The 21,470-nt window shown below is 71.8% G+C and carries 17 protein-coding genes; 5 read left to right on the top strand and 12 right to left on the bottom strand.

All coding sequences use genetic code 11. The features are described 5' to 3' along the window. The first annotated feature begins 174 nt into the window (after positions 1-174). The gene (locus ACGFNV_RS34450) at positions 175-1,314 is read left to right on the top strand and encodes an aminoglycoside phosphotransferase family protein (protein WP_393627961.1); all 1,140 of its coding nucleotides are present in this window, start codon (positions 175-177) and stop codon (positions 1,312-1,314) included. Positions 1,315-1,493: 179 nt separating this feature from the next. After that, positions 1,494-3,440 carry an N-acetylmuramoyl-L-alanine amidase gene (locus tag ACGFNV_RS34445; RefSeq protein ID WP_393627959.1) on the top strand — a complete coding sequence of 649 codons (1,947 nt, stop codon included), beginning with the start codon at positions 1,494-1,496 and terminating at the stop codon, positions 3,438-3,440. A gap of 16 nt (positions 3,441-3,456) precedes the next feature. Here ACGFNV_RS34445 and ACGFNV_RS34440 read toward each other — a convergent pair whose 3' ends face one another. The 8 genes from ACGFNV_RS34440 to ACGFNV_RS34405 all read right to left on the bottom strand — a co-directional run bounded on the left by ACGFNV_RS34440 (position 3,457) and on the right by ACGFNV_RS34405 (position 10,240). After that, positions 3,457-3,954, bottom strand: a complete 498-nt coding sequence (locus tag ACGFNV_RS34440) for a hypothetical protein (RefSeq protein ID WP_133931641.1) — start codon at positions 3,952-3,954, stop codon at positions 3,457-3,459. Between the two features lie 171 nt (positions 3,955-4,125). Next, positions 4,126-4,725 (bottom strand): CGNR zinc finger domain-containing protein, encoded by a 600-nt coding sequence (locus ACGFNV_RS34435; protein WP_393627957.1) that lies wholly within the window; start codon positions 4,723-4,725, stop codon positions 4,126-4,128. A gap of 52 nt (positions 4,726-4,777) precedes the next feature. Next, on the bottom strand, positions 4,778-5,677 hold the full coding sequence (locus tag ACGFNV_RS34430) for a universal stress protein (RefSeq protein WP_393627955.1): 900 nt from the start codon (positions 5,675-5,677) through the stop codon (positions 4,778-4,780). A 158-nt stretch (positions 5,678-5,835) separates the two neighbouring features. After that, a complete protein-coding gene (locus ACGFNV_RS34425) occupies positions 5,836-6,078 on the bottom strand; it encodes a DUF397 domain-containing protein (RefSeq protein ID WP_393627953.1) in 243 nt (80 codons plus the stop codon). A gap of 81 nt (positions 6,079-6,159) precedes the next feature. Further along, positions 6,160-7,326: a thiolase domain-containing protein gene (locus ACGFNV_RS34420; RefSeq protein WP_393627952.1), complete on the bottom strand. Its 1,167-nt coding sequence runs from the start codon at positions 7,324-7,326 to the stop codon at positions 6,160-6,162. Further along, positions 7,323-8,366 carry a thiolase domain-containing protein gene (locus ACGFNV_RS34415; protein WP_393627950.1) on the bottom strand — a complete coding sequence of 348 codons (1,044 nt, stop codon included), beginning with the start codon at positions 8,364-8,366 and terminating at the stop codon, positions 7,323-7,325. The genes ACGFNV_RS34420 and ACGFNV_RS34415 overlap by 4 nt, the downstream gene beginning before the upstream one ends. Beyond that, positions 8,363-9,304 (bottom strand): Zn-ribbon domain-containing OB-fold protein, encoded by a 942-nt coding sequence (locus ACGFNV_RS34410; protein WP_393627949.1) that lies wholly within the window; start codon positions 9,302-9,304, stop codon positions 8,363-8,365. The genes ACGFNV_RS34415 and ACGFNV_RS34410 overlap by 4 nt, the downstream gene beginning before the upstream one ends. A gap of 135 nt (positions 9,305-9,439) precedes the next feature. Beyond that, the gene (locus tag ACGFNV_RS34405) at positions 9,440-10,240 is read right to left on the bottom strand and encodes a crotonase/enoyl-CoA hydratase family protein (RefSeq protein ID WP_393627947.1); all 801 of its coding nucleotides are present in this window, start codon (positions 10,238-10,240) and stop codon (positions 9,440-9,442) included. Positions 10,241-10,414: 174 nt separating this feature from the next. Between ACGFNV_RS34405 and ACGFNV_RS34400 the strand changes: the two genes are divergently transcribed. Further along, positions 10,415-12,019 (top strand): acyl-CoA synthetase, encoded by a 1,605-nt coding sequence (locus ACGFNV_RS34400; RefSeq protein WP_393627945.1) that lies wholly within the window; start codon positions 10,415-10,417, stop codon positions 12,017-12,019. A gap of 309 nt (positions 12,020-12,328) precedes the next feature. On the opposite strand, the gene ACGFNV_RS34395 is transcribed toward ACGFNV_RS34400, so the two are convergent. Then, positions 12,329-13,168, bottom strand: a complete 840-nt coding sequence (locus ACGFNV_RS34395; RefSeq protein ID WP_393627944.1) for an alpha/beta fold hydrolase — start codon at positions 13,166-13,168, stop codon at positions 12,329-12,331. Positions 13,169-13,433: 265 nt separating this feature from the next. On the opposite strand from ACGFNV_RS34395, the gene paaK reads away from it, so the two are divergent. Further along, positions 13,434-14,735, top strand: coding sequence for a phenylacetate--CoA ligase PaaK (gene paaK, locus ACGFNV_RS34390; protein ID WP_393627942.1), 1,302 nt, complete (start codon positions 13,434-13,436; stop codon positions 14,733-14,735). Here the strand turns inward: paaK and ACGFNV_RS34385 are convergent. Beyond that, entirely contained in the window at positions 14,730-16,226 is a 1,497-nt protein-coding gene (locus ACGFNV_RS34385) for an acyl-CoA synthetase (protein ID WP_393627940.1), read from the bottom strand. The genes paaK and ACGFNV_RS34385 overlap by 6 nt on opposite strands. A 109-nt stretch (positions 16,227-16,335) precedes the next feature. On the opposite strand from ACGFNV_RS34385, the gene ACGFNV_RS34380 reads away from it, so the two are divergent. Next, positions 16,336-18,738, top strand: coding sequence for a penicillin acylase family protein (locus ACGFNV_RS34380; RefSeq protein WP_393627939.1), 2,403 nt, complete (start codon positions 16,336-16,338; stop codon positions 18,736-18,738). A 60-nt stretch (positions 18,739-18,798) separates the two neighbouring features. On the opposite strand, the gene ACGFNV_RS34375 is transcribed toward ACGFNV_RS34380, so the two are convergent. Both ACGFNV_RS34375 and ACGFNV_RS34370 read right to left on the bottom strand, forming a co-directional pair. Then, positions 18,799-20,358 carry an acyl-CoA synthetase gene (locus ACGFNV_RS34375; RefSeq protein WP_393627937.1) on the bottom strand — a complete coding sequence of 520 codons (1,560 nt, stop codon included), beginning with the start codon at positions 20,356-20,358 and terminating at the stop codon, positions 18,799-18,801. Further along, entirely contained in the window at positions 20,355-21,464 is a 1,110-nt protein-coding gene (locus tag ACGFNV_RS34370) for an NAD(P)H-dependent flavin oxidoreductase (protein WP_393627936.1), read from the bottom strand. Before ACGFNV_RS34370 ends, ACGFNV_RS34375 begins: the two co-directional genes overlap by 4 nt. Positions 21,465-21,470: the final 6 nt, after the last annotated feature.

Genomic DNA, 21,470 nt, shown 5'->3' with positions numbered 1-21,470 from the left:
TTCGCCAGGGTGCGCCAGATGGTGTGCCACTGGTCATCGGGTGTCAGGTAGGAACGCGCCACCTCGACCCGGTCGCCTTCTTGCTACGGCGGGTGCATTCCCCAGGGTGCACCCGGGCGTCCGGGTCGGGCAGCGCATTGACGTCGCAGGCACACGAAGGGATCTGTCTCCCCCATGTACGCAGCATCGTCCTCCGTGTCCGCCCCACCCCGGTCGCTGCGCCCCCGCCCGGCGGGCAGCGGCCCCTACCTCGACCCCGCCCGCCCGGCGGCTCCCGTGCTCGGCGCGGGCCGGGCCCGGCGGCCCGCGGGGGTCGGCACGCAACCGCTCAGCGGCAGACTCGACCTGTCCGGCCCTCAGGGCGCCCAGCTGCGCACGTCGATCGCGTCGGTGCACCGGATCTGCCCGGAGTTCGCCCCGGTCCAGGTGCTGCGCCGCAGCGGACGCTCCGTGCTCCTGGTCGGCACGACAGGGCGCAGTACGGCAGTGGCGAAGTGTTTACTGGACCACTCCCCCGTGTGGTCCGAGCGGATCCGCCACGAGATAGCGGCATACCGCACGTTCGTCCGGCACCGCCCTCCGGTGCGTGTGCCGAGACTGATCGCGGCGGACCCGGACAACTGCACCCTGGTGATCGAGCGGATGCCTGGACGGGTGGCAGCGCTGCACCGGCATCCGGCGGAGGCCCCGCCGCGCGCCGACATCCGGGCGGCGCTCGGCGCGATCTGCCGGCTGAACGCCTGGCGGCCGCCGGCGGGCACCTTCGACGCCCCGCTGGACTACGCGGCCCGCATCGCCCGCTTCCACGAGCTGGGGCTGCTGACCGACCGCGACATGGGCGACCTCCAGAAGCTGCTGCACGGCATCGCGACCACCGCGGGCCGGCAGGGCATGGGCCAGTTCTGCCACGGCGACGCACTGTTGTCGAACATCCTTCTGTCACCGGCCGGTCCAGTGCTGGTGGACTGGGAGCACGCGGGCTGGTACCTGCCGGGTTACGATCTCGCCACCCTGTGGTCGGTGCTCGCTGACGCCCCCGTGGCGCGGCGGCAGATCAGCCAGATCGCCCAGTCGGCGGGACCCGCGTCCCGTGACGCCTTCCTGGTCAACCTGATGCTCGTACTGACCCGGGAGATCCGTACGTACGAGACGGCCGTGCAGCGTTCGATGCACGACACGACCCCGACGGCACCGGGAGTGGCCCATCCGGGTGCCGCGCCGTCCGGCGAGGAACAGCGGCTGCTGCTGAGGCGGCTGCACGACGACTGCCAGATGGCCCGCCGGGCCGTCCGTGCGGCGGTCGGCACTCGCTGAGGGGACGACGGCCCGCGGTGCGCCTGGAGGGCGCACCGCGGGCTTTCGTGTGTCCATCGAGGGAAAGCCCATGCTCCTGGGCATCATTGACGGATCGTCGGCCGACCGGTACCCCGGTACCACTGACCCACCGCTCGGCCCCGCACGCCCCCCACGCTCCATCGGCCCTGGAGGCTGTCATGCGAGGATCCGTCCCCCACCTCAGACATACACGCGGAGCCGCCGCAGTGGTGGCGTCCGCGGCCCTGCTGCTGCCCCTGCTCGGAGCGGCCCCGGCGGGCGGCGCGCCGGAGCCCTCCGGCGACCGGCTGCAACGGGCGTTCGCCGCGGCGGCCGCCGAGTACCACGTACCGCAGAGCGTCCTGCTGGCCGTCTCCTATCTCCAGTCCCGTTGGGAGGCGCACGGCGGTGCGCCGAGCGTGACCGGCGGCTACGGCCCGATGCACCTGACCGACGCCCGCACCGCGCTGGCCACGGCCCCGCACCACAGCGAGGGCACGGAGGACGCCCGCGGCGACCAGGCCCGTTCCCCGCTCCACTCCGACGCGAAGGTGCCGGAGTACACCGAACTGCCCGCCCGTCTGAAGACGCTGCCGAGGGCGGCCGAGCTGACCGGTGTCCCCGCCGCCGAGCTGCGGACCGACGAGGCCGCCAACATCGCCGGCGGGGCCGCCCTGCTGGCCGCCGCGCAGAAGCAACTGGGCGAGCCGCTGAGCGCGGACCCGGCGGACTGGTACGGAGCGGTGGCCCGCTTCTCCGGCGCGGACGACCGCGCGACGGCCGCGACGTACGCGAACGACGTGTACGACGTCCTGCGCACCGGCGAGGCACGCACCACGAGCGAGGGGCAACGCGTCGCGCTGGCGGCCCGCCCCGGCCTGGCGCCCGACACCGCCCGGTTGGGGCGGGCGGGGCTGCGCTCGGCGTCCGCCGACGGCACCGAGTGCCCCTCGACCGTCTCCTGCGAGTGGATCCCGGCTCCGTACGAGGAGTTCGGCGACCACGACTACGGCAACCACGACCTGGGCGACCGGCCGAAGGCGCAGAGCATCAAGTACATCGTCGTCCATGACACCGAGGGCGGCTGGGAGGGTGTCCTGGACCTGGTCCAGGACCCTACCTACGTGTCGTGGCAGTACACGCTGCGCTCCACCGACGGCCACATCGCCCAGCACGTGAAGGCCAAGGACGTGGCCTGGCACGCGGGCAACTGGTACGTCAACGCGAAGTCGATCGGCCTGGAGCACGAGGGTTTCCTGGCGGATCCGGACGCCTGGTACACGGAGGCGATGTACCGGTCCTCGGCGCGCCTGGTGAGGTACCTCGCCGCGAAGTACGGCGTGCCGCTGGACCGGCAGCACATCCTGGGCCACGACACGGTGCCGGGGCCGACCACCGCGGCGGTGCCCGGCATGCACACCGACCCGGGCCCGTACTGGGACTGGCGGCACTACTTCGAGCTGCTGGGCCACCCGTTCGAGTGGACCAGGGTCAAGGGCGGGGGTCTGGTGACGGTCCTGCCGGACTACGCCGCCAACCGGCCCGTGTACACGGGGTGCGACGCCAAGGGCGAGCCGTGCGCGCCGCACGGTTCCAGCGAGGTGCGGCTGTACTCGGACCACGACGAGAACTCCGCCCTGATCAAGGACGTCGGTCTCGGCACGGACCCGACCACGGGTGTGAACGACCTCTCCTCGCGGGTCTCCACCGGTCAGCGGTACGCGGTCGCCGACCGGTGGGGGGACTGGACCGCGATCTGGTACCTGGGGCAGAAGGCCTGGTTCAGGAACCCGAGGAAGCAGCCGACCGCCGTGGAGTCGGCAGGGCTGGTCGTCACGCCGAAGGCCGGCCTGGACAGCGTCCCGGTGTACGGGCGGGCCTATCCGGAGGCGGCGGCCTACCCGGCGGACGTGCCGGTCCAGCCCGTGTCACCGCTGCCGTACACCCTGGCGAAGGGGCAACAGTACGTCGTCGGTGACAAGGTGCCGGGCGAGTACTACTACGCGGTCACCTTCGCCACGGATCCGCACCCGGTCGTGGTCGGCAAGGACCTGTACTACGAGATCCAGTTCGGCCACCGGGTGGCGTTCGTCCGGGCCGCGGACGTGCGGCTGTCGATCTCCTGAGCCGGCCGCCGACCGGTCAGCCCTGCTGGAACAGCTCCGCGGGCAGCGGCTTCAGCAGGGCGTACAGGTCGTCGGTGATGGGGCGGTCCCAGGCGGCGATGGTGACCAGCACGTTGTCGCTGCGGTCGAACTGGACGCAGGAGATACGCCCCTCGGAGAGCTTGAGGCGGCGCACGATCAGGAGGTTGTCGCCCTGCATCACCGGCACGTCCTCGGCGCCGACGACGGTCACCTCCTCGTCGTTCTCCAGCGCGAGCAGCAGCTGGGCGACCTCGAAGGGGACCTCGTCCTCGGCGACCTCGCGGGCCGGGGAGCCCTCGGGCAGGTTGCCGATGATCATCGCCGGGCCGCGGCCGCCGAACAGGTCGTAACGCAGGAACACACCCTGGCAGGTGCCGTCGGGCGCGGGGAGCAGACCGGCGCCGAGATTGCCGGGCCAGTCGCCCGGGTCCATGGCCAGTACGTCGAAGTCGGGCCCGGCGGGCGTTGCGCTACGGCGGCGGAGGAACGACATGCCGCCCATGGTACGTGCCCGAAGGACGTCGACGTCGTGCGGGCGCCCCCTGTCCGCCGCATGCCGCTGGGCCGGTGCCGGCCTAGGGCCTGTCGTTTGGATCAGGCCGGCTGTAAGACGCGGTGCCTTGCAGCGGACCCCGCTACGCCGGGATGATCCAAACGACAGGCCCTAAGCCGCTTTCTTGTGCCGTTCGTGGTGGCGGGCCACGCGGGCGCGGTTGCCGCAGGCGGGTTGGCACCACTCCTGGCGGGGGTGCTCCTTGAGGAAGTAGCGCACGCAGCGCGGCGCGTGGCAGGCGCGCAGCCGCGTGCGGTCGGGGCCGGCGAGGAAGGCGATGGCGGCCTGTGCGAGCACCGCGGTGAGCTCGCCGGCACCCTGTGCGGCCTGCCGGTGTGTCTCGGGTTCGGTGCCGTCGGCCCAGTGCAGGACGGGGACGGTGGGGGTGCGGGCGGCCGCCGCGTTGAGGCGTTCGACGGCCTGGTGCACGGGCATGAGCCGGGTGGCGTCGGCGGGGCTCGGCTCGTCGGGGCGTACGGCGTGGGCGAAGAGCGCGCGGACGGCCCCGCGCACGTCACGGACGGCCGCGAGGGTTGCTTCGTCGGCGACGAACCCGGCGGGCTCCGCCACGGTGTCGGGGTGCACGCGGACCCACGCCGTGAGGCCCACCGGTTCGGCCAGATCGTCGACGACCCCGCCATGGCCGTCCTGCCGGATGGTGAGCGCGAGGTCGAGGGCCAGGTGAGCGTCTCTGCTGAGCGAGTCCTGCATGAGGCTAATGATAGGCAGGTGGCCGGCCATTAGCCTCCGGCCCCACCACCCTTCACTCCTCCCCAGCCGACGGCGGCACGACCGCCACCGGGCTTGCCGCGTGGAGCAGTACGGCGTTGGTGACGGAGCCGAGCAGGCGGGCGGGGGCGAGGAGGCGGCGGCGGTGGCGGCCCACGACGACCAGGTCGGCGCCTTCGGAGGCGGCGACGAGGTGGCCGGCGGCGTCGCCGGGGGCCGGGAAGGGCTCGACCCGGACGTCGGGGTGGCGCTCGCGGTACGGGGCGAGAAGGCCCTCGGCGAGGGTCCGGGTCTCGCTCTCGACGGTGTCCTGGGCGATCACCGGCTGGACCATGTCGTCGGGGGCCGCCCAGGCCTGTACGGGCCAGGGGTAGGCGGCGACGACCTGGAGGCGGGCGTCGCGCAGCGCGGCCTCGGTGAAGGCGAAGTCGAGCGTGGCGTCGTCGGGGCCGTCCACCTTGAGGCCCACGACCACCCGGGGCCCGGGCTCCGTCTCCGGCGCCCCTTCGACCTTTCGCCCGGGCCGCGGCACCACCACGACCGGACACTCGGCGTCCCGCGCGGCCGCGAGGCCGTTGGAGCCGAGCAGCAGGCTGGCGAATCCGCCGCGGCCCCGGGAGCCGAGCACCAGGAGCCGGGCGAACTGCCCTTGCGCGGCCAGCACGGGACCGACGGCGCCGTCGAGCCCGGCGTACTCCGTCGGGGGCATGCCGGGCAGACCTTCGAGGTGGGCCCGTGCCGCGGCGAGCACCCAGTCGGCCTCCGGGTCCGGGGGCACGACGACGGGGGCGCTGGGGGTCCAGGTGTGGTACTGCCTCACGTGGACCACCCGCAGTGATCCCGCGCGCCCGCGTGCGGTGTCGACGGCCCAGTCCAGGGCACGCAGGCTGTCGCGTGAACCGTCGACCGCCACGACGACAGGCAGGGTGCTCATGGTTCCTCACCTCCGGAAGACGACCTTCCTCCTGTGGGGCCAGCCTCGCTCAGGTGGCGGCCCGGGAGGGCGCACAAAGGCGCGTGTCCGGAAACCGGTGGGAAACAGGCACCCGCCGGTCTCTCAGGTCGAACCGGAGTCCGCAGCCGGTCGGCACCTCACGTGAGGTCGAACTCCCCCTCCCGCGCTCCCGACACGAACGCGCCCCACTCCGCGGGGGTGAAGATCAGGGAAGGGCTCTGTGGGCGGTCGCTGTTGCGCATCGCGATGAACCCCTCGACAAAGGCGATCTGTACATCCCCCAGGCCTCGACTGCTGGACTGCCACTCGGCGTTGCTGAGATCCAGCTCGGGCTTGTCCCAGCTCGCGAGCGGCTGCTGCTGGATGGTGCTCTCGGCCACGTCCGTGCTCCTCCCGTTTCGTCGTCCGCGGCCAGCCTAGCGATCGACTCCTGCCCTCAACAGGCCACACAAGGGGGACCTTCAGGAGGTGGGGGGTTCGGAACCCACCAGCCACATGGAGAAGAACTGCGATCCGCCGCCGTAGGCGTGCCCGAGGACCCGCCTGGCGCCGTCCACCTGATGGTCTCCGGCCTGTCCCCGCACCTGGAGCGCCGCCTCCGCGAACCGGATCATGCCGGAGGCCCCGATGGGGTTGGTCGACAGGACACCCCCCGACATGTTGACGGGCAGGTCCCCGTCCAGCTCGGTCACGCCGGCCTCGGTGAGCTTCCAGCCCTCGCCCTCGTCGGCGAAGCCGAGGTTCTCCAGCCACATGGGCTCGTACCAGGAGAACGGCACGTACATCTCGACGGCGTCGATGTCCCGGCGTGGGTCGGCGATGCCGGCCTGCCGGTACACGTCGGCGGCGCAGTCCTGGCCGGCCCGCGGCGAGACGAAGTCCTTGCCGGCGAAGAGGGTCGGCTCGCTGCGCATGGCGCCGCCGAGCATCCAGGCGGGTCGGCGCGGGGCGCGGGCGGCTCCGGCGCGGTCGGTGAGGACCATCGCGCAGGCGCCGTCGGAGGAGGGGCAGGTCTCGGAGTAGCGGATGGGGTCCCAGAGCATGGGCGAGGCCTGGACCTTCGCCAGGGTGATGTCGTGCTCGTGCAGATGGGCGTAGGGGTTCTTCAGGGCGTTGCGCCGGTCCTTGTACGCGACCAGCGAGCCGACCGTGTCGGGGGCGCCGCTGCGCCGCATGTAGGCGCGCACATGCGGGGCGAAGAAGCCGCCCGCGCCGGCGAGGAGCGGCTGTTGGAAGGGGATCGGCAGGGACAGGCCCCACATGGCGTTGGACTCGGACTGCTTTTCGAAGGCCAACGTCAGTACGGTCCCGTGGACACGGGCGGCGACCAGGTTGGCGGCGACCAGCGCGGTCGAGCCGCCGACCGAGCCGGCCGTGTGCACGCGCAGCATCGGCTTGCCCACCGCGCCGAGCGCGTCGGCGAGGTAGAGCTCGGGCATCATGACGCCCTCGAAGAAGTCGGGCGCCTTGCCGATGACGACGGCGTCGATGTCGGCCCAGGTCAACTCGGCGTCGTCGAGGGCGTGTCGGGCGGCCTCCCGGACCAGTCCGGCGATGGACACGTCCCTGCGGGCCGCCACGTGCTTGGTCTGGCCGATACCGACGACGGCCACGGGCTCCTTGCTCATCGCGGATCCCCTTCGAGTACGGCGACCAGGTTCTGTTGCAGGCACGGGCCGGAGGTGGCGTGGGCGAGGGCGCGGTCGGACTCGCCCCGGTGGATGCGCACGGCTGCCTCGCCGATGCGGGCGAGGCCCGCGGCCATCATCGGGTTGGCGGCCAGAGCGCCGCCGGACGGATTGATCCGTACGCTGTCGTCGAGCGCGAGGGCCTTGCGCAGGACTACCTCCTGCGCGGTGAACGGCGCGTGCAACTCGGCGGTGTCCACGGGCCGTTCGAAGGCGCCGGCCCGTTCGGCGGCCAGGCGGGCGGAGGGCGAGTCGGTGAGGTCGCGGACGCCGAGCGAGTGGGCCTCGACGCGGTGGTCGACGCCCCGGATCCAGGCCGGCCGCGCGCACAGTTCGCGTGCCCGGTCCCCGGCCGCGAGGATCACGGCCGCCGCGCCGTCGCCGACGGGCGGGCAGTCGCCGGTGCGCAGGGGCCGTACGAGGTACTCCCCCTGCGGCACCGGGCCCCGCAGCTGCGCGTGCGGGTTGTCGGTGGCGCGACTGCGGGCGGCGATGGTGGCGAGGGCGGGCTCGTCGGTGTCGCCCGCGTCGATCAGGGTCTGCGCCTGGAGGGCGGCGAGGGCGACTGAGTCGGGCCACAGCGGGGCCACGTAGTAGGGGTCGAGTTGGCGGGTGAGCACGTCCCGTACGGACCCGGGCGAGGACTTGCCGTACGAGTACACCAGCGCGGTGTCGGCGTCCCCCGTCAGCAGCTTCGTCCACGCCTCGTACAGCGCCCATGCGCCGTCCATCTCGACGTGGGACTCGGAGATCGGCGGCCAGGCGCCGACGCCGTCCAGGGCGAGGGTGAACGAGAAGGCGCGGCCGGCCAGGTAGTCGCATGAGCCGGAGCAGGTGAAGCCGATGTCGGCGGTCTTGAGACCGGTCTGTTCCAGCACGTCGTGCAGGACCGGCATGAGCATCTCCACTTCGGAGTGCTCCTCGGTGGTGCGCAGGGTGTCCGTCTGCGCGAAGGCCACGACGGCGATCTCCCGGGTCACAGCAGCTCCTTGTACGTCTCGTAGTCCGCGTCGGGCTCGCCGGTCGGCCGGTAGTGGTCCGGGTAGCGGCCGCCCTGCGTCCACACCGGCTCGACGCGCAGGCCCATGCGCACCTCGTCGTACGGGATGCCGCCGATACGGCCGTGCAGCGCGAGGTCGGCTCCGTCGAGGGCGATGTGGGCGTAGACGTAGGGGACTTCGATGTCGAGGTTCTTCGCCTTGATGTTGACGATGCAGAACGTGGTGACGGTGCCGCGCGGGCCGACCTCGACCTGCTCCGCGGTGGCCACGCCGCAGGTGGGGCAGGCGCCGCGGGGTGGGACGTACACCTTGTGGCAGGAGGGGCAGCGTTCGCCTACGGTGCGTTGGTCGGCTAGGGCGTGGATGTAGGCGGACTGGGCGCGGCCGGGCGAGTAGGTGTAGTCGAGGCGGGCGTGGGCGACGATGCCGGTCACCGGGTCCTCGAACTCCCCTGCGTGTCCGCCGGGTCGGGCCGCCTCGCCGTCGTACGGCTCGAAGCAGGCGATGTCCGTGATGGCGCCGGCGCGGTCCTCGGCCCAGCGGACGCGGACGCGCATACCGGTGTGGACGGCTTCGGGGCCGGGGGCGTCGAGGGCGTGCAGGAGGGCGGTGTCGGCTCCGTCTAGGCGGACGAGGACCCAGGCGAACGGTGTGTCGAGGGGCTGACCACGGCGGGGGGCGTGGTTCCAGGCCCAGGTGGTGACAGTGCCGGTGGGGGCGACTTCGACCAGGTCGCGCAGTTCGTCGGCGGTGACGGGGTCGTACTCGACGGGCGGGACGAGGACGCGGTCGTCGGTGGTCCGTACACCGAGGACGACGCATTCACGCAGGCCGGTCAGGAAGGCGCTCTGGACGGGGCCGAGGGATCGGGTGAAGGGGAACTCCACGACGAGGGGAGCTTTCAGGACTTCGGGCATGGGGTGCTTGCCTCCTGGGGGAGGTCGGTGGAAGCGCGCCCGAGGGGCGCAGGACTGTGACATCTGCGGCTCCGCCGTGTGGGCGCGACCGGCCACGGACGGCCCGCACGTCCGAACCGCCCCTCCGGCGGAGCGTCATTCCCTCCGGTAGACGGCCGGCCGTTTCTCCGCGAAGGCGCGGGCGCCTTCCTTGGCGTCGGCGGTGTCGAAGATCGGCCAGCCGCGCTTGAGTTCGGAGGCGAGGCCGTCGGTCTCCGTCATCTCGGCGGTGTCGTACACGGACGCCTTGACGGCCTCGACGGCCAGCGGGCCGCAGGCGTTGATCCGCTCGGCGATCTCCAGGGCCTTCGCGAGCGCGGTGCCGTCCGGGACGACGTGTCCCACGAGGCCGATGTCGGCGGCCTCCCGGGCGCTGTAGGGGCGTCCGGTGAGGAGCATCTCCAGGGCGTGGGTGCGCGGGATCTGGCGCTGGAGGCGGACGGTGGAGCCGCCGATCGGGAACAGGCCGCGCCTGACCTCGAACAGGCCGAAGGTCGCGGACTCGCCCGCGACCCGGATGTCGGTGCCCTGGAGGATTTCGGTGCCGCCCGCGACGCAGTACCCCTCGACGGCGGCGATCACCGGCTTGCGGGGCCGGTGATGGCGCAGCATCGCCTTCCAGTGCAGGTCGGGGTCGGCGTCGAGCCGGGCCCGGTATCCCTGCCCTTCCATGCCCTTTCCGGCCAGGGCCTTGAGGTCCATGCCGGCGCAGAAGGCGCCGCCGGAGCCGGTGAGCACGATCGAGCGGACGGCGTCGTCCTCGTCGGCCTCGAGCCAGCCGTCGTAGAGGCCGACGAGCATCGGCAACGAGAGCGCGTTCCTGGCCTCGGGCCTGTTGAGTGTGAGCACCAGTGTGGCGCCTTCGCGCTGCACGGTGAGGTGTTCGGTCCCGCCCATGCCCATCTCCCCTCTGACAGAACGAGAACAGGTTGCAGTAGGCGGAGTGGCACTTCAAGGGTTTTCTGACAGACAGTCAGATTTCTTGGCGCGAGCCCTTCACACTTGCGGCGCCCTTTGCTCTGATGACCGGCGAACCGTCGAGGAGCAGGCCGTCCGAGGTCAGGAGGAGCGGTGGAGTACAACCTTGCCGACCTGTTCGAGTCGGTCGTGGACGTGATCCCGGACCGCGAGGCACTCGTCTACGTCGACCATCCCGGCACCGGGGCCGAACGCCGTCTGGCCTATGCCGAGTTGGACGCGGCCGCGAACCGCGTCGGCCATCATCTCCTCGATGCCGGGATACGCCCCGGCGAGCACCTGGGGCTCCATCTCTACAACGGCGTGGAGTATCTGCAGACCGTACTCGGCTGCCTGAAGGCGCGGATCGTCCCGGTCAACGTCAACTACCGGTACGTCGAGGAGGAGTTGGTCTACCTTTATCGGGACGCGGATCTGGCGGCGCTGGTCTTCGACGCGGAGTTCACGGACCGGGTGGCGGCGGTGCTGCCCAGGGCGCCGAAGCTGCGGCATCTGCTGCGGGTGGGAGGGGCGGGAGCGCTCGGCCTGCCCTTCGAGGGGGCCGAGGCCGAGGGGTCGCCCGAGCGGGGGTTCCCGGCTCGTTCCGGCGACGACCAGTTCATCATCTACACCGGCGGTACGACCGGCATGCCCAAGGGCGTGATGTGGCGTCAGGAGGACCTCTTCTTCGCGGGGTTGGGTGGCGGTGCGCCGACCGGGGAGCCGGTGAAGAAACCGGAGGAACTGGCCGAGCGCGTGGCGTCGGGCGGGTCGGGGATCACCTTCTTCCCCACTCCCCCGCTGATGCACGGCACCTCCACCCTGACGGCGTTCATCGGCTTCAACTTCGGTCAACGGGTCGTGATCCACCGTAAGTTCGTGGCGGAGGAAGTGTTGCGGACCATCGCGAAGGAGAAGGTCACCGCCATGTCGCTGGTGGGCGACGCGATGCTGCGGCCGCTCATCGACGCGCTCGGCGGCCCGATGAAGGGCACGGACTGCTCGTCCCTGTTCAGCGTCTCGTCGTCGGGCGCGATGATGTCGGACACGGTCCGCAGACAGTTCCTCGCCCTCGTCCCGAACGTCATGCTGCTCAACAACTTCGGGTCCTCCGAGTCCGGCTTCAACGGCACGGCGACCGAGGACGCCGGGCCCGAGCGCGGCTTCCGCATCCGCGTCAACTCCCGTACGCAGGTGGTCGATCCGGCGACGCACGAGCCGATCGGGGTGGGCGAGGTGGGCCGTGTCGCGCAGTGCGGCCACGTGCCGCTCGGCTACTACAACGACCCCGTGAAGACCGCCGAGACCTTCTTCGAGAAGGACGGCGAACGGTGGGTGCTGCTCGGCGACATGGCGACCGTCGACAAGGACGGCGTGGTCACCGTCCTCGGCCGGGGCTCTCAGTGCATCAACACCGGGGGCGAGAAAGTGTACCCGGAGGAGGTCGAGCAGGCACTCAAGTCCCACCCGGACGTGTACGACGCGCTGGTCGCCGGGGTGCCGGACCCGACCTGGGGCAACCACGTCACGGCCGTGATCCAGTTGCGCGGGGGCGCGCCACGGCCGTCCCTGGAGGACATCCAGACCCACTGCCGCACCCGGCTCGCCGGCTACAAGATCCCGCGCCAGCTGGTGATCACCGACACCATCCGCCGCTCACCGAGCGGCAAGGCGGACTACCGGTGGGCGCGGGAGGTGGCGGTGGCGGCACAGGGGTGACACCCCCGGGCCTGCACGCCTCAGCGCTCCCCGGATGGCGCCCGCCGCCATGGCGCGCTCCAGGTTGCCGGGTGCGGATGCTGCAGCAGTCGGAGTTCGTCGACATGCGCCACGCTCCGCGGGACGTCACCCGCACTTATCTGCCCTAAGGGCTGTCCCGTAATCCCTGGTGGATCAGCGTGCGGCGTCAGATGCGGTGCATCGCAAGGCGGAGGGACGTCCGCATACTGGATGTATGCGGACGTCCCGACAACGCGGCGAGGTGCCGTAGCTGTCGTCGCACGCCCGCCAGGGATTACGGGACAGCCCTTAGTGGGCGTCCAGGAACGCGGCGATCCGCCCGGCGAACCACTCCGGGTCGTCCAGCCAGGGGTAGTGCCCCGCCCCGGGCTGCACAGCGAACTCGGCGTTCGGGAAGGCGTCGGCGGCGCGTCGGGCGAGGTCGGGGCTGGGGCCTCCGTCGATTCCGCCCGCGAACACGAGGACAGGGGCGGTGACACCGGCGAGCGCGGCACGGGTCGCGGGCGGGTCGTAGGCGCCGGCGGACCCGTACAGGTCGGCGGCGGCTTCGTTGTACCCCTCGTCGGCGCGGGCATTGTGCTCACGGGCGGCGTCGTCCCAGCGGCCGTAGAAGAACGGCACGAACGCCGGGTCGAAGTCGGCGTCCGCCAAGAGCCATGCCTCGAACGCCGGAAACGCCTCCTCGAACCACGGCTCGTCCTTGCGCAGACGGGCAGCGAGCAGCCGGTCCTCGGCGCTCGCCGGCAGCCCCAGTGCCCACGGGATGGCGGTGACGAGCACCAGCCGTGCCACCCGCCGCGGATACCGCGCCGCGTACAGCATCGCGAGGCTGCCACCCGCGGAGTGCGCGAGCACGTCCATCCGCTCCAGCCCCAGATGGACGCGCAGCGCCTCCACGTCGTCGACCAGCCGGTCGCACCGGTACGTCGCCGGATCCTCGGGCATTGCCGAGTCCCCTGTGCCCCGCAGGTCGAGAAGGATCAGCGTGCGGTGGGCGGTCAACCCACCGAGGTCTCCGAGGTAGCGGGAGGCCAGCATGGGCCCTCCGGGCAGAACGACGAGGGGCTCTCCCTGGCCCCGGACCTGGTAGGCGAGTGCGGTTCCGTCGGGTGCGGTGAACGTCGGCATGGCTCCGATCATCGACTCGCACAGACGGCGCGGGCAACACGATAAAGAGATCATGGATCCGCATCGCGGCTCTGCAGCTCGCCTAGTTCCACAGTCCGTCCTTCCGACCGGCCCGACCCGCCTTCCGCAGACGAACGGCGCCTTGGGCGACACACCGGGAACCTACCTCTTGCACCGTCGCCGGTCGGCCTGAACTACTGATCCCGAGCACCTCGACCGAATGCTCGGTCGTCCGTATTGACGTGGTTGACAAGGGAGAGGCCCCATGGCGGAGGCGACGGACCTGCTGGACGCGGGGGAACGGCTCGACATGGCGGCGTTGCGCGCGCTGCAACTGGAGCGGCTGCGCGCCTCGTTGCGGCACGCCTACGTCAACGTGCCGTTCTACCGGGCGTCCTTCGACAAGGCAGGGTTCCGTCCCGACGACTGCCGCACCCTGGAGGACCTGGCCAGGTTCCCCTTCACGACCAAGGCGGACCTGCGGGAGAACTACCCGTACGGGATGTTCGCTGTCCCCCGGGAGCGGGTCCGTCGGATTCACGCGTCGAGCGGGACGACCGGGCGCCCCACGGTGGTCGGGTACACGGAGGCCGACCTGTCGATGTGGGCCGACATGGTGGCCCGTTCGATCCGCGCGGCGGGGGGCCGGCCCGGGGACACGGTGCATGTGGCGTACGGCTATGGCTTGTTCACCGGCGGTCTGGGCGCCCACTACGGCGCCGAACGCCTCGGCTGTACGGTGATCCCCGCGTCCGGCGGAATGACGGCCCGCCAGGTGCAGCTGATCCAGGACCTGAAGCCCGGCATCATCATGGTGACCCCGTCCTACATGCTCACCCTGCTCGACGAGTTCGAACGGCAGGGCGTCGATCCGCGCGGCACCTCGCTGCGCGTGGGCGTCTTCGGCGCGGAGCCGTGGACCGAGCGGATGCGCGAGGAGATCGAGGAGCGGTTCGCGATCGACGCGGTCGACATATACGGCCTGTCGGAGGTGATCGGTCCGGGTGTCGCCCAGGAGTGCGTGGAGACGAAGGACGGTCTGCACATCTGGGAGGACCACTTCTTCCCGGAGGTCGTCGACCCGGTCACCGGGGAGGCGCTGCCCGAGGGCGAGGAGGGGGAACTGGTCTTCACCTCGCTCACCAAGGAGGCCATGCCGGTCGTCCGGTACCGGACCCGCGACCTGACACGCCTGCTGCCGGGCACGGCGCGGGTCTTCCGGCGGATGCGGAAGATCACCGGCCGCAGCGACGACATGGTGATCCTGCGTGGGGTGAACCTCTTCCCCACCCAGATCGAGGAGATCGTGCTGCGCACCCCGGGCGTGGCCCCCCACTTCCAGCTCCGCCTCACCCGCGAGGCCCGCCTCGACACGCTCACCGTCCGCGCGGAGGCCCGCCCGGACGCCCCCGCCGAGACCCGCGACGCGGCCGCCCACGCCATCGCGGCGGCCGTGAAGGACGGCATCGGTGTCTCGGTCGGCGTCGAGATCGTCGAACCGGAGTCCCTGGAGCGGTCGGTGGGCAAGATCAGGCGGATCGTGGACGAGCGCCCCCGGGAGTCATGACCCGAACCGGTCCCGCAGCTCGCGCTTGAGGATCTTCCCGCTCGCGTTGCGGGGCAGTTCGTCCACGAAGACGACCCGCTTCGGTGCCTTGAAGGCGGCGAGCTTCTCGCGCGCGTGGCCGATCAGTTCGGTCTCCGTCACCTCGCCGCGGGGGACGACGACCGCCGTGACGGACTCGATCCACTTCTCGTCGGGGAGACCGATGACGGCGACCTCGGCGACGGAGTCGTGGGTGTAGAGGGCGTCCTCGACCTGGCGTGAGGCGACCAGGACGCCGCCGGAGTTGATGACGTCCTTGACCCGGTCGACGATGGTGAAGTACCCGTGCGCGTCGCGGACCGCGAGGTCCCCGGAGTGGAACCAGCCGTCGCGGAAGGCCTCGGCGGTCTCCTCGGGCTTGTCCCAGTACCCCTCGCAGAGCTGCGGGGAGCGGTAGACGATCTCGCCGGGGGTGCCGTCGGGAACGTCCTCGCCGTTCTCGTCGACCACCCGGGCGTCCACGAACAGGACGGTGCGGCCGCAGGAGTCCATGCGGCCCTTGTGCTCGTCGGGGGCGAGGACCGTCGCCAGCGGGCCGATCTCGCTCTGGCCGAAGCAGTTGTAGAAGCCGAGCTTCGGCAGCCGCTCCCGGAGCCGTTCGAGGACCGGCACCGGCATGATCGACGCCCCGTAGTACGCCTTGCGCAGGCCGCTCAGGTCACGGGTGGTGAAGTCGGGGCGGTTCGACAGACCGATCCACACCGTCGGCGGGGCGAAGAGGCTGTCCACGCGGTCCGCCTCGATCAGGTCGAAGAGCCGGTCGCCGTCGGGCGCGTCGAGGATGATGTTCGTGGCGCCGACCGCGAGGTAGGGCAGCAGGAACACATGCATCTGCGCCGAGTGGTACAGCGGCAGCGCGTGCGCCGGCCGGTCCCCCGCGCTCAGGTCGAGCGCCGTGATCGCGCTCAGGTACTCGTGGACCAGCGACCGGTGCGTCATCATCGCGCCCTTGGGCAGGGCCGTCGTACCCGAGGTGTACAGCAGCTGTACCAGGTCCTCGCTGCGCGGCTCGGGGCCGTCGTACGGCGGGGTGGCGGCCAGCCGCGCCAGCAGCGAGTCGTCGGCGTCGCGCAGCGGCAGCGTACGAACGCCGTCGGGCAGCCGCCCGGCGAGGTCCGGGTCGGTCAGGACCAGCGTGCTCCCCGACTGGCCGACGATGTACGCGAGGTCGTCGCCGGTGAGGTTCTGGTTGACCGGCACATGGACCAGGCCCGCGCGGGCGCAGGCGAGGAAGCCGATGAGGTAGGCGTCGGAGTTGTGGCCGTAGGCGCCGACCCGGTCGCCGGGGGTGAGTCCCTGGGCGAGCAGCAGGCTCGCCGCACGCGAGACGGCGTCGTCGAGTTCCTCGTACGTCCAGGAGCGGTCGCGGTGCTCGACCGCGACGCGCGCCGGGGTGCGGCGGGCGCTGCGGCGCAGCACCCCGTCAACCGTACTGCCGTGTCCAGGCGTCATGACACATGATCCTCGGTCGGCCGAAGAACGAGGTCAAGCAACCGGGCCGAGGGCACATACCCGTTGGTACGCTCAACCGCCCCTTCCCTCAACGACGTTGGGAGGCACGATGCGCACCCGCTTCAGACGCCTCGTCGTCACGGCCGTCGCCCTGCTGACCGCCATGGCCACCCTGCCCGCGGCCGCAAGCGAAAGGCAGGACCGGCTGGACCAGCGACAGGAACGTCCCGCGCACGGCGGACTGTCCGCCGTCATCCGCTACACCGAGTACGGCATCCCGCACATCGTCGCCCGCGACTACGCGGACCTCGGCTTCGGCACCGGCTGGGCGCAGGCCGCCGACCAGGTGTGCGCGCTCGCCGACGGTTTCGTGACCGTGCGCGGCGAGCGGTCACGCTTCTTCGGGCCCGACGCGGCGCCCGACTTCTCGCTCTCCTCCGCGACGAAGAACCTCTCCAGCGACCTCTACTTCCGCGGGGTGCGGGAGGCGGGCACGGTGGAGCGGCTGCTCGCCGAACCCGCGCCGGCCGGGCCGAGCCGGGCGTCGAAGGACCTCATGCGTGGCTTCGCCGCCGGGTACAACGCCTGGCTGCGGCAGCACCGGATCACCGATCCCGCCTGCGCGGGCGCCGCCTGGGTACGCCCCGTCACGGCCACCGACGTCGCCGCGCGCACCTACGCGCTGGCCGTCCTCGGCGGTCAGGGCCGGGGAGTGGACGGCATCACGGCCGCGCAGCCGCCCACGACGACGGTCACGGGTGGGCCCGATGCCGGGAGGACCGCCCGTGCCGCCCGTGAGCTGCTGGCCGCCGACACCTCCGACATGGGCTCCAACGCCGTCGCCTTCGGTGGCTCCACCACGGCGAACGGTCGCGGGCTGCTGCTCGGCAACCCGCACTACCCCTGGCAGGGCGGCCGCCGTTTCTGGCAGATGCAGCAGACCATCCCGGGCAAGCTCAACGTGTCGGGCGGCGCGCTGCTCGGCACGGCGACGGTGTGCATCGGCCACAACGACCGCGTGGCCTGGAGCCACACGGTCGCCACGGGCGTCACCCTCGACCTCCACCAGCTGACACTGGATGCGTCCGACCCGACGGTCTACCTGGTCGACGGCGCGCCGGAACGGATGACCCGTCGGACCGTCACCGTCCCCGCGAAGGACGGCACGTCGGTGACCCGCACCCAGTGGTGGACGCGCTACGGCCCGGTGGTCACCTCACTCGGCGCCACCCTGCCCCTCCCCTGGACGAACACGACGGCGTACGCGCTCGACGACCCCAACGTGAGGAACCTCCGCGCCTCCGACACCTCCCTCGGCTTCGCCACCGCCCGGGACACGGACGGCGTCCTGGACTCCCTGCGCCGCACGCAGGGCCTGCCGTGGGTCAACACCGTCGCCGCCGACTCGCGCGGCCACACGCTGTTCACCCAGTCCCAGGTGCTGCCCCGCATCACCGACGAGCTGGCCCAGCGCTGCTCCACACCGCTCGGCAAGGCCACCTACCCCTCCTCGGGGCTGGCCGTCCTGGACGGATCACGCGGGGACTGCGCACTCGGCAGCGACGCCGACGCCGTGCAGCCGGGGATCTTCGGGCCCGCGAAGATGCCGGTGCTGCGGGACGCGCCGTACGCGGAGAACTCCAACGACAGCGCCTGGCTGGCCAACGTGGAGCGGCCGCTGACGGGGTACGAGCGGATCTTCGGCACGATCGGGACCGCGCGCTCCCTGCGGACGCGGGGCGCGCTCGAGGACGTGGCGGCGATGGCCCGGCGCGGTGGTCTGACCGTACGGGATCTCCAGGCGCAGCAGTACGCCGACCGGGTGCCGGCGGGTGATCTGGTCGCGGCGGACGCGGCGAAGGCGTGCGCGGCCCTGCCGGGCGGTACGGCAACGGGCAGCGGAGGCACGGCCGTCGACGTGCGCGAGGCGTGCGGGGTGCTCGCGGGCTGGGAGCGCACAGCGAACACCGACAGTCGGGGCGCCCTGCTCTTCGACCGCTTCTGGCGCAGACTGGCCGCCTCACCACTGTGGCGGGTGCCGTTCTCGGCCGCGGCCCCCGTGCACACCCCGAATACGCTCGACACCACCGCCCCCGCCTTCGCTACGGCTCTCGCGGACGCGGTCGCCGAACTGCGTGCGGCGGGCATTCCCCTCGACGCCCCGCTCGGCGCCCACCAGTTCGTCGTGCGGAACGGGCCGCGCATACCCGTCCCGGGCGGCACGGAGTCGCTCGGTGTGTGGAACAAGGTCGAGCCGGTGTGGAACCCGGCGGGCGGCGGCTACACGGAGGTGACGACCGGCTCCAGCTATGTGCAGGCCGTGGGCTTCGACCGCAGTCGCTGTCCGGTGGCCCGTACGGTGCTGACGTACTCCCAGTCGTCGAACCCGAACTCGTCCCACTACAGCGACCAGACCCGGTTGTTCTCGACCGGGAGGTGGGTGACGTCCCGGTTCTGCGAGAAGGACATCCTGTCGTCGCCGGCGCTGCGGGTGGTCCGGGTGCGCTCGTAGTCGGGGCGTCGGCCCGCCGTCGTCAGGGCGGCGGGCCGCGGGATGTGTCTGGCCCCGGCGTCACAGGGCGCGCTCGTGGCCTTCCCAGTACGGCTCGCGCAGGCGTCGCTTGTACAGCTTGCCGTTGGGGTCGCGGGGCATCTCCGGGGTGAAGTCGATGCTCTTGGGGCGTTTGTAGCCGGCGAGGTGTTCGGCGCAGTGGTCGAGGAGGGCGGTGGCGAGGGCGGCGCCGGGTTCGTGGCCGGGGGCGGGTTCGACGACGGCCTTGACCTCCTCGCCCCAGTCGTCGTGCGGGATGCCGAAGGCGGCGGCGTCGGCGACGGCGGGGTGGGAGAGGAGGGCGGACTCGATCTCCGCCGGGTAGATGTTCACGCCACCGGAGATGATCATGTCGATCTTCCGGTCACGGAGGAAGAGGTAGCCGTCCTCGTCGAGGATCCCCAGGTCGCCGACGGTGAAGAAGTCGCCGATGCGGTTCTTCCTCGTCTTCGCCTCGTCCTTGTGGTAGGCGAAGCCGCCGGTCGTCATCCTCATGTAGACGGTGCCGAGTTCACCGGGCGGCAGACGGTTGCCGTCGTCGTCGAAGATCGCCAACTCGCTGATGGGCCAGGCCTTTCCGACCGTGCCCGGCTTCTTCAGCCAGTCCTCCGCCGTCGCGAAGGCGCCACCGCCCTCGCTGGCGGCGTAGTACTCCTCCACGCAGGGGCCCCACCAGTCGAGCATGGCCCGCTTCACGTGGTCGGGGCAGGGGGCGGCGCCATGGATGGCGTGGCGCATGGACGTGACGTCGTAGCGCGCCCTGGTGTCGTCCGGCAGCGCCAGCAGGCGGTGGAACTGGGTCGGGACCATGTGGGTGTGCGTGCACTTGTGGGCGTCGATAAGCCGGAGCATCTCCTCGGGCGTCCACTTGTCCATCAGGGCCAGGCGGTGGCCGATGTGCAGGGACGCGCCCGCGAACTGGAGGACGGCCGTGTGGTAGAGCGGCGAGCAGACCAGGTGCACGTTGTCGTCGAACGGCTTGATGCCGAAGATGCCGAGGAAGCCGCCGAGGTAGGCCTCCTCGGGGAGCTTGCCGGGCAGCGGGCGCCGGATGCCGCGGGGGCGGCCTGTGGTGCCCGAGGTGTAGTTCATGACCCAGCCGAGGGTGCGGTCGGCGGGTGCCGACTCCGGCTGCCCGTCGAGGAGTCGGGCGTACGGAAGGAAGCCCTCGACCGTGCCGACCGCGTACCGGTGGCCGGCCGGCAGGCCCGCCTCGTCGGCGGCCCGGCGGGCCGCGTCGGCGAAGCGTTCGTGGGCGAGGAGCACCTTGGCGCCGGAGTCGGAGACGATCCAGGCGATCTCGGGCCCCACGAGGTGGTGGTTGACGGGGACGAGGTAGAACCCGGCCTGGGTGGCGGCCAGGTAGGCGGTCAGGAACTCGACACCGTTGGGCAGGACGACGGCGAAGGCGTCACCGCGTTCGAGCCCGGCGGCGCGCAGGCCGTGGACGAGCCGGTTGGCGGCGGCGTGCAGGCGTCCGGCGGTCCACTGCTCGCCGTCGGGGGCGACCAGGACCGTGCGGTCGGGGTCCTGAGTGGCCTGGGCCCAGAAACCGGCGGGGGGTGTGCTCGTGCTCGTCACTGGCCGCTCCTTCCGGCGATGCGGTTGACGCGGTCGACGGCTCGTTCGAAGCCTCGGGTGAGGTCGTCGAAGACGGCCTGGACACTGCGTTCGCTGTTCATCCGGCCGACGATCTGGCCGACGGGGGTGCCGAGCAGCGGCTCGACCTCGTACTTCTGGATGCGGGAGACGGCCTCCGCGACGAGCAGCCCCTGGAGGGGCATGGGGAGGGTCCCGGGGCCGTCCGGGTCGTCCCAGGCGTCGGTCCACTCGGTGCGCAGCTGGCGGGCGGGCTTCCCGGTGAGGGCGCGGGAGCGCACGGTGTCGCCGGAGCCGGCGGCGAGCAGCTTGCGGGTCAGGGCCGGCGAGTGCAGGTCGGCCTCGGTGGTGGTGAGCCAGACGGAGCCGAGCCAGACGCCCTGGGCGCCGAGGGCGAGGGCGGCGGCGACCTGCTGCCCGCTGCCGATGCCGCCCGCGGCCAGGACCGGCAGCGGGTCCACGGCCTCGACGACTTCGGGAGTGAGCACCATGGAGGCGATCTCACCGGTGTGCCCGCCGGCCTCGTACCCCTGCGCCACGACGATGTCGATGCCGGCTTCCTGATGCTTGCGGGCGTGCCGGGCGCTCCCGGCGAGGGCGGCGACGAGGACGCCCCGGTCGTGGGCGCGGGCCACGACGTCGGCGGGGGGTGAGCCGAGGGCGTTGGCGAGCAGCCGGATCGGGTAGTCGAAGGCCACGTCGATCTGTGTGCGGGCGACCTGCTCCATCCAGCCGGTGATGCGCCAGCCCGACGCCTCGCCCTCGGCCAGCTCGGGCACGCCGTGCTTGGCGAGGGTGTCCCGGACGAACTCCCGGTGCGGCTCGGGGATCATCGCCTCGACGTCGGCCTCGCTGACGCCCTCGACCTTCTTGGCGGGCATGACGACGTCAAGGCCGTACGGCCGCCCGTCGATGTGCGCCTCGATCCAGTCGAGGTCGCGTTTGAGTTCGTCGGGGGCGGTGTAGCGGACCGCGCCGAGCACTCCGAAACCGCCGGCCCGGCTGATGGCCGCGGCGACGGCGGGGAACGGCGTGAAGCCGAAGACGGCGTGCTCGACTCCGAGTTGGTTGCTCAGCTCCGTCTGCATGGGCGC

It is taken from the genome of Streptomyces sp. NPDC048751 (assembly GCF_043198595.1).
Classification (GTDB): domain Bacteria; phylum Actinomycetota; class Actinomycetes; order Streptomycetales; family Streptomycetaceae; genus Streptomyces.
This window is presented reverse-complemented; position numbering and strand designations above follow the sequence as displayed.

What these genes read in the sequence shown, in the direction of transcription:
- ACGFNV_RS34450 (WP_393627961.1), top strand. Translation starts at nt 175, where the DNA reads ATGTACGCAGCATCGTCCTCCGTGTCCGCCCCACCCCGGTCGCTGCGC.
- ACGFNV_RS34445 (WP_393627959.1), top strand. Translation starts at nt 1,494, where the DNA reads ATGCGAGGATCCGTCCCCCACCTCAGACATACACGCGGAGCCGCCGCA.
- ACGFNV_RS34440 (WP_133931641.1), bottom strand. Translation starts at nt 3,954, where the DNA reads ATGTCGTTCCTCCGCCGCCGTAGCGCAACGCCCGCCGGGCCCGACTTC.
- ACGFNV_RS34435 (WP_393627957.1), bottom strand. Translation starts at nt 4,725, where the DNA reads ATGCAGGACTCGCTCAGCAGAGACGCTCACCTGGCCCTCGACCTCGCG.
- ACGFNV_RS34430 (WP_393627955.1), bottom strand. Translation starts at nt 5,677, where the DNA reads ATGAGCACCCTGCCTGTCGTCGTGGCGGTCGACGGTTCACGCGACAGC.
- ACGFNV_RS34420 (WP_393627952.1), bottom strand. Translation starts at nt 7,326, where the DNA reads ATGAGCAAGGAGCCCGTGGCCGTCGTCGGTATCGGCCAGACCAAGCAC.
- ACGFNV_RS34410 (WP_393627949.1), bottom strand. Translation starts at nt 9,304, where the DNA reads ATGCCCGAAGTCCTGAAAGCTCCCCTCGTCGTGGAGTTCCCCTTCACC.
- ACGFNV_RS34405 (WP_393627947.1), bottom strand. Translation starts at nt 10,240, where the DNA reads ATGGGCGGGACCGAACACCTCACCGTGCAGCGCGAAGGCGCCACACTG.
- ACGFNV_RS34395 (WP_393627944.1), bottom strand. Translation starts at nt 13,168, where the DNA reads ATGCCGACGTTCACCGCACCCGACGGAACCGCACTCGCCTACCAGGTC.
- paaK (WP_393627942.1), top strand. Translation starts at nt 13,434, where the DNA reads ATGGCGGAGGCGACGGACCTGCTGGACGCGGGGGAACGGCTCGACATG.
- ACGFNV_RS34385 (WP_393627940.1), bottom strand. Translation starts at nt 16,226, where the DNA reads ATGACGCCTGGACACGGCAGTACGGTTGACGGGGTGCTGCGCCGCAGC.
- ACGFNV_RS34380 (WP_393627939.1), top strand. Translation starts at nt 16,336, where the DNA reads ATGCGCACCCGCTTCAGACGCCTCGTCGTCACGGCCGTCGCCCTGCTG.
- ACGFNV_RS34370 (WP_393627936.1), bottom strand. Translation starts at nt 21,464, where the DNA reads ATGCAGACGGAGCTGAGCAACCAACTCGGAGTCGAGCACGCCGTCTTC.